General features: G+C 68.7%; 10 protein-coding genes and 1 pseudogene. 10 read left to right on the top strand and 1 reads right to left on the bottom strand.

Going from position 1 to position 12,648, the window contains the following annotated elements:
• The 6 genes and pseudogenes from D180_RS11790 to lpxC all read left to right on the top strand — a co-directional run.
• A pseudogene (locus D180_RS11790) lies at positions 1 to 367 on the top strand (cyanophycin synthetase); the annotation flags it as partial.
• Positions 364 to 1,305, top strand: a complete 942-nt coding sequence (locus D180_RS11795; protein WP_017912955.1) for a D-alanine--D-alanine ligase — start codon at positions 364 to 366, stop codon at positions 1,303 to 1,305. The pseudogene D180_RS11790 and the gene D180_RS11795, both read left to right, overlap by 4 nt.
• A 121-nt stretch (positions 1,306 to 1,426) precedes the next feature.
• A complete protein-coding gene (locus D180_RS11800) occupies positions 1,427 to 2,281 on the top strand; it encodes a cell division protein FtsQ/DivIB (RefSeq protein ID WP_017912956.1) in 855 nt (284 codons plus the stop codon).
• Complete coding sequence (ftsA, locus tag D180_RS11805; RefSeq protein ID WP_010340121.1) at positions 2,278 to 3,513, top strand: cell division protein FtsA; 1,236 nt, start codon at positions 2,278 to 2,280, stop codon at positions 3,511 to 3,513. Before D180_RS11800 ends, ftsA begins: the two co-directional genes overlap by 4 nt.
• 296 nt (positions 3,514 to 3,809) lie before the next feature.
• Positions 3,810 to 5,036: a cell division protein FtsZ gene (ftsZ, locus tag D180_RS11810; RefSeq protein ID WP_017912957.1), complete on the top strand. Its 1,227-nt coding sequence runs from the start codon at positions 3,810 to 3,812 to the stop codon at positions 5,034 to 5,036.
• Positions 5,037 to 5,417: 381 nt separating this feature from the next.
• Entirely contained in the window at positions 5,418 to 6,332 is a 915-nt protein-coding gene (gene lpxC, locus D180_RS11815) for a UDP-3-O-acyl-N-acetylglucosamine deacetylase (RefSeq protein WP_010340119.1), read from the top strand.
• Positions 6,333 to 6,476: 144 nt separating this feature from the next.
• On the opposite strand, the gene D180_RS11820 is transcribed toward lpxC, so the two are convergent.
• Entirely contained in the window at positions 6,477 to 6,953 is a 477-nt protein-coding gene (locus D180_RS11820; RefSeq protein WP_017909649.1) for a DUF721 domain-containing protein, read from the bottom strand.
• A gap of 10 nt (positions 6,954 to 6,963) precedes the next feature.
• Here D180_RS11820 and D180_RS11825 point away from each other — a divergent pair, with 10 nt between their 5' ends.
• The 4 genes from D180_RS11825 to D180_RS11840 all read left to right on the top strand — a co-directional run.
• Positions 6,964 to 7,911, top strand: a complete 948-nt coding sequence (locus D180_RS11825; protein ID WP_017912958.1) for a M23 family metallopeptidase — start codon at positions 6,964 to 6,966, stop codon at positions 7,909 to 7,911.
• A 163-nt stretch (positions 7,912 to 8,074) separates the two neighbouring features.
• Positions 8,075 to 10,816: a preprotein translocase subunit SecA gene (secA, locus tag D180_RS11830; protein WP_017909647.1), complete on the top strand. Its 2,742-nt coding sequence runs from the start codon at positions 8,075 to 8,077 to the stop codon at positions 10,814 to 10,816.
• Positions 10,817 to 11,111: 295 nt separating this feature from the next.
• A complete protein-coding gene (locus D180_RS11835) occupies positions 11,112 to 11,486 on the top strand; it encodes a glyoxalase (protein ID WP_017912959.1) in 375 nt (124 codons plus the stop codon).
• A 288-nt stretch (positions 11,487 to 11,774) separates the two neighbouring features.
• On the top strand, positions 11,775 to 12,648 hold an 874-nt coding region (locus D180_RS11840; RefSeq protein ID WP_017912960.1), incomplete at its 3' end, for a Nudix family hydrolase.

Consider the following 12,648-nt stretch of genomic DNA (forward strand, 5'->3'; position numbering starts at 1 on the left):
CGCCCGCGGCGGCTGGCCGGACAAGCGCCTGGTGGTCGCGTTCCAGCCGCATCGCTACAGCCGCACCCGCGACCAGTTCGACGCCTTCGCCGCGGTGCTGTCGGAAGTGGACGCGCTGGTGCTCAGCGAGGTCTACCCGGCTGGCGAAGCGCCGATCCCGGGCGCAGACGCGCGCTCGCTGGCGCGTGCGATCCGCGCGCGCGGGCGCAGCGAGCCGGTCGTGGTCGGCCAGGTCGGCGAACTCGGCAGCGTCCTGCCGGACGTGCTGCAGGACGGCGACCTGCTGCTGATGATGGGCGCGGGCGACATCGGCTACGTCGCCCAGCACATTGCCCAGCACGGCTTCGCCGGCGGAGCGGACGCATGAGCGCGCAGACCCTGCCGCCGCCGCGCGTCACCGACCCGGCCGCGTTCGGCCGCGTCGCCGTGTTGCTCGGCGGCACGTCCAGCGAACGCGAGGTGTCGCTGAACTCCGGCGCCAACGTGCTCGAGGCGCTGCGCAGCAGCGGCGTCGACGCGCAGCCGGTGGACGGCATTCCCGCCTTGCTCGAGCGCATCCGCGCTGGCGAAGTCGATCGCGTGTTCAACATCCTCCACGGCGGCGACGGCGAGAACGGCGTGCTGCAGGGCCTGCTGCGCGCGCTGCAGGTGTCGTTCACCGGCCCCGACGTGCTCGGCAGCGCGCTGACCCTGGACAAGATCCGCACCAAGCAGGTGTGGATCGCCGCCGGCCTGCCGACGCCGGGCTTCGCCCGCATCGACGCCCAGGCCGACCTGGCCGCGGCCGCCGCCGCGCTGGGCTACCCGCTGTTCGTCAAGCCGGCCTGCGAAGGCTCCAGCGTCGGCGTGTTCCGCGTGCTGTCCGAGGCCGACCTGGCGCCGGTGCGCGCCTTCGCCGCCGACTACCGCGGCGAGCTGCTGATGGAGCAGATGGTGCAGGGCGAGGAATACACCGTCGGCATCCTCGGCGATATCGCGCTGCCGTCGATCCGCATCGTCCCCGCCGGCGACTGGTACGACTACCACGCCAAGTACATCGCCGAGGACACCCAGTACCTGTGCCCGGGCATGCAGGGCGAGGACGAGGCCGAGATCCGCCAGCTCGCGCTGCAGGCCTTCGCCGCCGCCGGCTGCAGCGGCTGGGGCCGCGTGGACGTGATGCGCGACCGCGTGCGCGGCCTGCAACTGATCGAGGTCAACACCGCCCCGGGCATGACCAGCCACTCGCTGGTGCCCAAGGCCGCCGCGCAACTGGGCGTGGATTTCGCCGGCCTGTGCTGGCGCATCCTGGAGCAGACGCTGTGACGCCGGGAATCGGAAGTCGGGAATCGGGAATGGGCAAGAGCGGTGCCGCGTGCGCGGCCGCTTTTGCCTTGTCCATTCCCCGTTCCCGATTCCCCATTCCCGCGCACCCGAAGGTGCGCGCATGAACGCCTCCCTGCGCATCCTCGCCTGGTTGCTGGCGCTTGCCCTGGTCGCGCTGCCGATCGTGGCCGTGCTCAACGGCTGGGTCGGGGCCGAGCGCTGGCCGCTGAGCCGGTTGCAGGTGAGCGGCGATTTCAAGCGGGTGTCCGCCGAGCAGTTGCGCCAGGTGGTGCTGCCGTATGCGCGGCGCGGCTTCTTCGCGGTGCGCCTGCAGGATGCGCAGGACGCGATCGAGCGCCTGCCGTGGGTCGAGAGTGCGCGCGTGCGCAAGCGCTGGCCGGACGTGCTGGAAGTGCGCGTCGTCGAGCACCGCCCGTTCGCGCGCTGGGGTGCGGACCGCATGCTGTCCGAGCAGGGCCGCATCTTCGCCCTGCCCAACGAACTGCGCGACGTGGCGCTGCCGCATCTGGCCGGCCCGGACGCCAAGGCCGCCGACGTGGTCGCGCTGTACAACACCTCGCGCGCATTGTTCGCGCCGGTCGGCCTGCCGGTGCAGGGCGTGGCCCTGGACGCGCGCGGCAGCTGGTCGCTGGCGCTGGGCAACGGCGTGCAGGTGGTGGTCGGCCGCGACGACGCGCGCGCCCGCCTGGAGCGCTTCGCCCGGGTGCTGCCGCAATTGCTGCAGCCGGGCCAGCCGCCGCTGGCGCGCGCCGATCTTCGCTACACCAACGGATTCACCGTGGCATGGGTACCCGAGAGCAAAGAGCCGAGTAAGGAGCCGGGCAAGGAGAAGAAGCCTGCGGCGCCGGCCCAGCCCGCGCGGCACGCGGCACTGGCCGACCCTCCATCCCATCGCGAGAGCCCGCTCTTCTCCCTTCCCCATTCCCGATTCTCTATTCCCGGCTCCAAGACATGAACCGCAAAGGCGACAAATCCCTCATCGTTGGACTGGACATCGGCACCTCCAAGGTCGTCGCGCTGGTCGGCGAATACTCGCCCGGCAACCCGATCGAGGTGATCGGCATCGGTTCGCATGAGTCGCGCGGGCTCAAGCGCGGCGTGGTCGTGGACATCGAATCCACCGTGCAGTCGATCCAGCGCGCGATCGAGGAAGCCGAGCTGATGGCCGGCTGCGAGATCCGCTCGGTGTACGCGTCGATCTCCGGCAACCACGTGCAGTGCAAGAACTCGCCGGGCATCGTGCCGATCCGCGACGGCGAGGTGACCTGGAACGACCTGGACCGCGTGCTGGAAGCGGCCAAGGCGGTGGCGATCCCGGCCGACCAGCGCATCCTCCACGCGATCCCGCGCGAGTACGTGCTGGACGATTCGCAGGAAGGCATCCGCAACCCGGTCGGCATGACCGGCGTGCGCCTGGAAGTGCACGCGCACCTGGTGGTGTGCGCGCAGTCGGCCGCGGCCAACATCAGCAAGTGCGTGCAGCGCTGCGGCCTGCAGGTGGACGATCTGATCCTGTCCTCGCTGGCGTCCTCGGTGGCGGTGCTGACCGCCGACGAGCGCGAGCTGGGCGTGGTGCTGGTGGACATGGGCGCCGGCACCACCGATCTGGCAGTGTTCGTGCAGGGCGCGATCTGCCACACCGCCTCGCTGCCGATCGCCGGCGACCACGTCACCAACGACATCGCGCACATGCTGCGCACGCCGACCCCGGAAGCCGAGCAGATCAAGGTGCGCTACGCCTGCGCGCTGGCGCAGCTGGCCACCGCGGAAGAAAGCATCCAGGTGCCCAGCGTCGGCGACCGCCCGCCGCGGCGCATGCCGCGCCATTCGCTGGCGCAGGCGGTGCAGGGCCGCTACGAGGAAATCTTCGAGATGGTGCAGGCGGAACTGCGCCGCTCCGGCTTCGAGGAACTGGTGCGCGCCGGCATGGTGCTGACCGGTGGCGCCTCGAAGATGGAAGGCGTGGTCGAGCTGGCCGAGGAAATGGTGCAGATGCCGGTGCGCGTGGGCATTCCCCAGCACGTCACCGGACTGGGCGAAGTCGTCGGCAACCCGGTCCACGCCACCGGCGTGGGCCTGCTGCTGATGGGCAGCCAGATCGAACACCCACGCCGCCCGTCGCTGCCGACCGGCCGCGCCGGCAGCTTGTTCAAGAAATTGAAGAACTGGTATCGCGGCGAGTTTTGAGAGCCGGGAATGGTGAATCGGGAATTGGGAATGGGTAAGAGCAAAAGCAAAAGGCGGTGCTGCGGTGAGATCGGTGGAGAGCGGTGAGAGAAGGTAGGTAGGCGTGGTTTTTTTGCAATTCCGCTGAGGAAAGGGTCCCGGGCTGGAGACGCGCTGTTGCGATTCCCCACTCCCGATTCCCCATTCCCAGCTTCCAAACAACAACACTCGCCGAAATGCGGGTGTCGGGACAGCGAACGGAGCGATCCGATTCCCCATTCCCGATTCCCCATTCACGGCTCAAAGAGGAAACGGACATGGCGCATTTCGAACTGATTGAAAAGATGGCACCCAATGCAGTGATCAAGGTGGTCGGCGTGGGCGGCGGCGGCGGCAACGCGGTCGCGCACATGGTCAGCAGCAGCGTGGACGGCGTGGAGTTCATCACCGCCAACACCGACTCGCAGGCGATCAAGAACTGCGGCGCCAAGCTGCAGCTGCAGCTCGGCACCAACGTCACCAAGGGCCTGGGCGCGGGCGCGAACCCGGAAGTCGGCCGCCAGGCCGCGCTGGAAGACCGCGAGCGCATCATGGACGCGCTGCAGGGCGCGGACATGGTGTTCATCACCGCCGGCATGGGCGGCGGCACCGGCACCGGCGCCGCGCCGGTGGTGGCGCAGCTGGCCAAGGAAATGGGCATCCTGACCGTGGCCGTGGTCACCAAGCCGTTCCCGTTCGAAGGCCGCCGCCGCATGCAGGTGGCGCTGAAGGGCATCGAGGAACTGAGCCAGCACTGCGACTCGCTGATCACCATTCCGAATGAAAAGCTGATCACCGTGCTCGGCCGCAACGCCACCATGATCCAGGCGTTCCGCGCCGCCAACGACGTGCTGCAGGGCGCGGTGCAGGGCATCGCCGACCTGATCGTGCGTCCGGGCCTGATCAACGTCGACTTCGCCGACGTGCGCACCGTGATGTCGGAAATGGGCCTGGCGATGATGGGCACCGGCTCGGCCCGCGGCGACGACCGCGCGCAGGCCGCCGCCGAGGCCGCGATCCAGAACCCGCTGCTGGACGACGTCAACCTGGCCGGCGCCAACGGCATCCTGGTCAACATCACCGCCGGCCCGGACTTCACCATGGCCGAGTTCGACGAGATCGGCCGCACCATCGAAGGCTTCTCCTCCGAGGACGCCACCGTGGTGGTCGGCACCGTGCTGGATCCGGACATGCAGGACGAAGTGCGCGTGACCGTGGTCGCCACCGGCCTGAACCGCGCGGTGTCGCGCCAGTCGCAGCGTCCGGAGCAGCGTGCGCCGATCAAGCTGGTGCGCAACGCCACCACCGGCCAGCCGGAGTTCGGCGACTTCGAGCACGGCGGCGATGCCGTGTCCAAGGCGGTCGGCGGTGCGATGGGCCTGGGCCTGCGCCGTCCGAGCGGCGAGTCGATGAGCACCGCGGCGTCCGCCCCGGCGCCGGCCGCGGCCGACCTGCCGAGCGACTACCTGGACATCCCGGCGTTCCTGCGCCGCCAGGCCGACTGATGCCGTCCTTGGCGCAGCCGTCCGGCTTGCGGATGGGCCTGCCCGGCCATCCATGGCCGGGCGCGGGGCCGCTCGCGACGCAGTGCGTCGCAAGCAAGCGGCCCGCCCTGCGCCGTCAGGCCGACTGAGGTCTGCATCATCGGCCGGCGTTCGCGCCGGCCCGCAACACCGCCGTCCAGGAGCGCCTCCCTGGCCGGCGCGCCGTGTCCCTTGCTGCCGGGTCCCCGCGACCCGGCAGGTTTTTGCGACCGCGACGCCGGCACGGGCCAGCGTTGCACCGATGGGATGCTGTGACCGCTTTGTTAAAATTTAGCTAAACGCGTGATATTCTCGTTGTCTGTTCAGTTCCCGTGCGAACAGACGTTCCCAGACTGTCTGCCCATGACCCAGCAACGCACCCTCAAGAACACGATCCGCGCCACCGGCGTGGGCCTGCACAGCGGCGACAAGGTCTACATGACCCTGCGCCCCGCACCGGCCGACCACGGCATCGTGTTCCGACGCGTGGACCTGGATCCGGCGGTGGACGTGCCGGCCGATGCCGAACTGGTCACCGAGACCACGCTGTGCACCGGTTTGAGCCGCGGCCAGGCCAAGATCCAGACGGTGGAGCACCTGATGTCGGCGATGGCCGGCCTCGGCGTGGACAACGCCATCGTCGAACTGTCCTCGGCCGAACTGCCGATCATGGACGGCTCGGCCGGTCCGTTCGTGTTCCTGCTGCAGTCGGCGGGCATCGTCGAGCAGGACAAGGCCAAGCGCTTCATCCGCATCAAGCGCGAGGTGGAAGTGCGCGACGGCGACAAGATCGCCCGTTTCGTGCCCTACGACGGCGGCTACAAGCTCGGTTTCACCATCCAGTTCGACCACCCGATGATCCCGGCCAAGCAGTCGCGCCAGGAGATCGAGTTCTCGACGATGGCCTACATCAAGGAAATCTCCCGCGCGCGCACCTTCGGCTTCATGCGCGACCTGGAGTACATGCGCGAGCGCAATCTCGGCCTGGGCGGTTCGATGGACAATGCCATCGTGCTCGACGAGTTCCGTGTGCTCAACGACGACGGCCTGCGCTACGCCGACGAGTTCGTGCGCCACAAGATCCTCGATGCGATCGGCGACCTGTACCTCGCCGGCGGTGCCATCCTCGGCGCCTACGAGGGCTACAAGTCCGGCCACGCACTGAACAACAAGCTGGTCCGCGCCTTGCTCGCCGAACAGGCGGCCTGGGAATGGGTCAGCTTCGAATCCGCCGCGCAGCAGGCGCCGGTGGCTTACGGGGCGGCGGCTTACGCCTGAACCGTTCAACCCGGTGACGGCCGGGTGGGTATCACGGAATCGGCAATCGGCCGTTCCTTCTTCTCCCCTTAACGCCGATTTAACGAATCGGTAACGACCTCGCGCCCGACGCCCGCTAGGATGCGTCGGTCGCGGCGTGCGTGTCTACGTACGTCGACGCCCACGGTCGGAGCCCGTGGTCGCATCGGGCGTCGCGGAGACGACGTCCTGCAGGGAAGCCAGGGCCTCGCGCAACCCCTTGTGCGTGGCCGCAGAAACCGGAGCCGGCGTGCTTCTTGCCTGCTGCATTGGGGAATGCGCGGGTGCAGTCGCAGTCTTGACGGTCACTTTGGTGGCTTTCAGCCCGAGGGAACGGGCCGCAGCAAGGATGTCGGCCTCGGCCAGCCTGACCCGGGCGTGCCAGACCGGAGACTCAACGAGAAAAACGAGCTGTTCGCCGTTCACATTGGCCAACCGGCAACGGGGCGCCAGGTTCGGCGGCAAATGGGGGCGTAACTGCCGGTCCAGCGCGTCGAGCCACAGGGCGCGGCGCAACGGGTCGCCCGCCTTGTCCGCCAGTGCGGCGTCCAGCGCCGGCTGCGGCGTGGCGGTATGGCCTTCGCCGGACTTTCGCTTAGACATGAAAACTCATATGACGTTCAAGAAGATCGTAATCCGTTCCAGTGAAAAGGGGGTCAAGACGTTGCCGTGGCGATTGCGCGAATTCGCCGATCGTCGCCCCCTCGCCGCGCTCGGTGCGGTGCTCGGCCTCGGCATGGTACTCGGCATCGGCGTCAGCGCCGCAGCCGGATGGGGTGGTTCGGCGCAGATGCGCGCCAAGCTCGAGCGGCAGGACCAGGAACTGGCGCAGGTGCGCCGCGACGCGCAGACCCAGGTCAACGCCCTGGCGGCCCGGCTGGGCGAACTGCAGGCGCAGGCGACCCGGCTCAACGCGCTCGGCGATCGCCTGACCCGCATGGGCAAGCTGCAGGACGGCGAGTTCGATTTCGACCAGCCGGTCGGCGTCGGTGGCGGCGACGACGAACCCAGCCACGACATGCCCGCGCAGCAGCTCGGCAAGGAACTGGACGGGCTGCAGCAGCAGTTCGCCACCTCCGGCCAGCAGCTGTCGGTGCTGGAATCGCTGCTGTTCGACCACCAGCTTGACCAGAACGCGGTGCCCTCGCGGATGCCGATCCGCAACAGCTACATCACCTCGGCCTTCGGCGGCCGCGCCGATCCGTTCGGCCGCGGTACCGGCAACCACAAGGGCATCGACTTCCACGCCAACGTCGGCGACCCGGTGCTGGCGGTGGCCGACGGCGTGGTCAGCTACTCTGGCGTGCGCGGCGGCTACGGCAATGTGGTCGAGGTCGACCACGGCAATGGCTATGTCACCCGCTACGCGCACAATTCGCGGTTGTCGGTGAAGGTCGGCGACCTGGTGCGGGTCGGCCAGGAAGTGGCCAAGGCCGGCTCCACCGGCCGTTCCACCGGTGCCCACGTGCATTTCGAGGTCTGGAAGGACGGGGTGGTGGTGAACCCGGCCAAGTTCCTCGGCGATGGCGCCATTCCGGTGGGCCGCCGCGGCCGTGGTTGAGCCGCGCGGGGGCTGGCGTGCCGGCGCTTGAATCGCCGGGCGCCGCCCCAAGCTACAATGTGCTTTGCCATCGACAGGGCGCATCGCGCCCTGTTTCGTTTGCGGCCCGTCGATTCCCTGGGGATCGGGCCGTCGAGGCGTTCCTTTCCAACCGGTTCCTTCAATGATCAACAGTCTGCTTACTCGCGTTTTCGGTAGCCGCAACGAGCGCCAACTGCGCCAGCTCCACCGTATCGTCGCCAAGATCAATGCGCTGGAGCCGGAGATGGAGCAGCTCTCCGACGAGCAGCTGCAGGCCAAGACCCCGGAACTGCGTGGGCGCATCGCCGGCGGCGAGACCCTGGACAAGGTGCTGCCGGAAGCGTTCGCGGTGTGCCGCGAGGCCAGCCGACGCGTGCTGGGCATGCGCCACTACGACGTGCAGTTGATCGGCGGCATGGTCCTGCACCTGGGCAAGATCGCGGAAATGCGCACCGGCGAGGGCAAGACCCTGGTCGCGACGCTGCCGGTGTACCTCAACGCGCTGGAAGACAAGGGCGTGCACGTGGTCACCGTCAACGACTACCTGGCGCGCCGCGATGCCGCGCAGATGGGCAAGCTGTACAACTGGCTGGGCCTGAGCGTGGGCGTGGTGTACCCGGGCATGCCGCACAGCGACAAGCATGCCGCCTACGCCGCCGACATCACCTACGGCACCAACAACGAATTCGGCTTCGACTACCTGCGCGACAACATGGCGCTGTCCAAGGCCGATCGCTTCCAGCGCGGGCTCAACTACGCCATCGTCGACGAGGTCGACTCGATCCTGATCGACGAAGCGCGCACCCCGCTGATCATCTCCGGCCCGGCCGACGAGTCGCCGGAGCTGTATATCCGCGTCAACCGCATCGTGCCGCAGCTGGTCAAGCAGGAGTCGGAAGAGGGCGAGGGCGACTTCTGGGTCGACGAGAAGGGCAAGCAGGTGCACCTGTCCGAAGCGGGCATGGAGCACGCCGAAGAACTGCTGCGCGCCGCCGGCATCCTCACCGACGAGGAAGACCGCCTGTACGGCGCACAGAACCTGAGCGTGGTCCACCACCTCAACGCGGCGCTGCGTGCGCACGCGATCTATCAGCGCGACGTCGACTACATCGTGCGCGACGGCGAGGTGGTGATCGTCGACGAGTTCACCGGGCGCACCCTGCCGGGCCGCCGTTGGTCCGACGGCCTGCACCAGGCGGTGGAAGCGAAGGAAGGCGTGCCGGTGCAGCGCGAGAACCAGACGCTGGCCAGCATCACCTTCCAGAACCTGTTCCGCATGTACAAGAAGCTGTCCGGCATGACCGGTACGGCCGATACCGAAGCCTACGAGTTCCAGAGCATCTACGGCCTGGAAGTGGTGGTGATCCCGACCAACCGCCCGACCATCCGCAAGGACTGGCCGGACCAGGTGTTCCTCAACCGCCAGGGCAAGTTCAACGCGGTGCTGGCCGACATCGAGGACTGCGCCAAGCGCGGCCAGCCGGTGCTGGTCGGTACCACCTCGATCGAGACCTCGGAGATGCTGTCCGAGCACCTGCGCAAGGCGGGCGTGAAGCACGAAGTGCTCAACGCCAAGCAGCACGAGCGCGAAGCGCAGATCGTCGCCAACGCCGGCCAGCCGGGCGCGGTGACCATCGCCACCAACATGGCCGGCCGCGGTACCGATATCGTGCTCGGCGGCTCGCTGGAAGCCGAACTGCATGCGTTGGGCGAGGAGCTTGACGACGCGACGCGCGCGCGCCTGAAGGCGGCCTGGCAGGAGCGCCACGACGCGGTCAAGGCCGCCGGCGGCCTGCACATCATCGGCACCGAGCGCCACGAGTCGCGGCGTATCGACAACCAGCTGCGCGGCCGTTCCGGCCGCCAGGGCGACCCGGGTTCCTCGCGGTTCTACCTGTCGCTGGAAGACAACCTGATGCGCATCTTCGCCTCCGACTGGGTGCAGAAGGCAATGCGCATGATGGGCATGAAGGAAGACGACGTCATCGAGGACAAGCTGGTCAGCCGGCAGATCGAGAAGGCGCAGCGCAAGGTCGAGGCGCACAACTTCGACATCCGCAAGAACCTGCTCGACTTCGACGACGTCAACAACGACCAGCGCAAGGTGATCTACGCCCAGCGCGACGAACTGCTGGACGCCGAGTCGGTCAAGGAGAACGTCGACGGCATCCGCGACGACGTGATCTACGACATCGTGTCGCGCTTCGTGCCGCCGAACTCGGTGGACGACCAGTGGGACCTGCCGGGCCTGGAAGCCACGCTGGCCAGTGAACTCGGCCTGTCGCTGTCGATCACCGACCTGGTCAAGCGCCACGAGGAACTGGACGCGGACGGTATCGTCGAGAAGGTGCGCGAGGAAGTGGACCGCCATTTCCGCGAGAAGGAATCGGCGATCGGCGGCGAGACCATGCGCGCGCTGGAGAAGCACGTGATGCTGACCGTGCTCGACCAGAGCTGGAAGGAGCATCTGGCGCGCATGGACTACCTGCGCCAGGGCATCCACCTGCGCGGCTACGCGCAGAAGCAGCCCAAGCAGGAATACAAGAAAGAAGCGTTCGAGCTGTTCTCGGAGATGCTGGAGCACGCCAAGCGCGAAGTGGTCACCCTGCTGGCGCGGGTGCGCATCCGCAGCGAGGAGGAAGTGGCCGCGCTCGAAGCGCAGGAGCGCCAGCAGGTGGAGGCGCAGTTGCGCCAGGCCCAGTTCCAGCACCAGGATGCCGGCGGTTACGGCGCCGACGAGGAAGCCGAGCAGGTGCAGCGCGGCGAGGCGGGTGCGCCGACCGTGGCGCAGGTGACCCGCGAAGCGCCGAAGGTCGGCCGCAACGATCCGTGCCCCTGCGGCAGCGGCAAGAAGTACAAGCACTGCCACGGCCAGCTGAGCTGAGCCTGGCCTTGCGCGGACCGCTGCGCAATCGCGCGGCGGCCCCGCTTCGGCGTCGCACGCTGTGGGTGCCGGGGCGCCAGCCATGACACCCCCACGCCGGCTCTTGCACTCCCTTCGGCGAAGGAGTGAGCGACGGATGCAGGTGCTGGGTCGATCACACATTTGCGAATAGCCCCGCCTTGCGCGGGGCATTCTGTTTTTGGGAAGGGCTTGGATCGATGCGCTTGCCGACGTGGCGTATCGTGCGTGCGGCGCGTAGGCTGGCCGATGTCGCCATTGCCTCTGTAGGCCTGCCGTGGAGCCTTCGCCCAGCCTGGAACTGAAGGTCTTCGTGCCGGCGCAGGATCTCGCGCTGTCTGCGCGGTTCTATGCCGACGTAGGCTTCGCGCCCGAGCCGCTCGGCGACGGCCTGATCTGCTTCCGCCATGGCGACCGTTGCGCGTTCCTGCTGCAGGATTTCTACCACGCGGGCCTGGCGCGCAACCTCGTGCTGCATCTGTGGGTGGAGGACGCCGATGTCTGGTGGCGGCGGCTGCATGCAGCCGACCTGGCGGGCCGTTACGGCGCGCGCCTGTGCGAGCCCGAGGACCGTCCCTGGGGCATGCGCGACTTCACCCTGCACGACCCCGGTGGTGTGCTGTGGCGGATCGGCCACAGCCTGGGCGCCTGAGCGGGCGGCGGTGGTGGAAGTGCGGCAATCACCGCCATGCGCGCCGCCGCAGCGCGTTGCGCGTCGCGCGCCGGGCAGCGTTGCAGGCGGACCAGCGCCCACTCACGGCCATTTCCGATGACGCTCTGGCGTTGGTGCGGTAGCGCCTGCCATCAGTGGCGCGCCGCCCAAAAGGCCATCGCCTGGGACTGCCTGGCTGCGTGGGCGTCGCTGCCCTCCACAGCCGATCGGCGCCAATGTGATCCTGGTTGATTGCGTTGGCGCTGCCGGAAACGGCAAGCTTGCGCCATGTCCGAACCGCTCAGATCCATTCATGTCGTCGCCGGCGTCATCACCGATGCGCGCGGCCGTATCCTGCTGACCCGCCGTACCGAGGGTCGCGACCTCGCCGGCCTGTGGGAATTTCCCGGCGGCAAGCGCGAGCCCGGCGAGACCTCGGAGCAGGCGCTGGTGCGCGAACTGCAGGAGGAACTGGGCATCGAGGCGGTGGTCGGCGACTGGTTGATGGAAGTGCCGCAGCGCTACCCGGACAAGCGCCTGCGCCTGGAAGTGCGCCAGGTCTCGGCCTGGAAGGGCACGCCGCGCGGCCGCGAGGGCCAGGCGCTGACCTGGGTGAGCGCCGACAAGCTGGGCCGCTACGCGATGCCCCCGGCCGACCAGCCGGTGGTGGCGATGCTGCGCCAGCCCGCCTGCTATCTGGTGACGCCGGAGCCGGCCGAGCCGGGTCCCTGGTTGGCGGCGCTGGAGCGCGCGCTGGACGCCGGCGTGCGCCGCGTGCAGTTGCGTGCGCGCAGCCTGCCGGCCGAGCAGTGGGCGCCGCTGGCGCGGACCGCGGCGACGCTGTGCGCGACGCGTGGCGCGCAGGTGCTGCTCAACCGCGACGTGGCGCTGGCACAGGAACTGGGTGTCGGCGTGCATCTGGGCGCGGAGCAGCTGCCGCAGTGGCAGGCGCGTCCGTTGCCGACCGGGCAGGCCGTGGCGGCGTCCTGTCATACCGTTGAAGAATTGCAGGCGGCGCAGCGCATCGGCTGCGACTTCGCAGTGGTCGGGCCGCTGGCCCCCACCGCCAGCCACCCAGGCGCCGCGCCGCTGGGCTGGGAGGCGTTCGAGCGCCTGCGCGAGCAGGTCGCCCTGCCGATCTATCCGATCGGCGGCCTGGCGG

This window comes from Xanthomonas sp. SHU 166 (assembly GCF_000364685.1).
In the GTDB taxonomy this organism is placed as follows: domain Bacteria; phylum Pseudomonadota; class Gammaproteobacteria; order Xanthomonadales; family Xanthomonadaceae; genus Xanthomonas_A; species Xanthomonas_A sontii.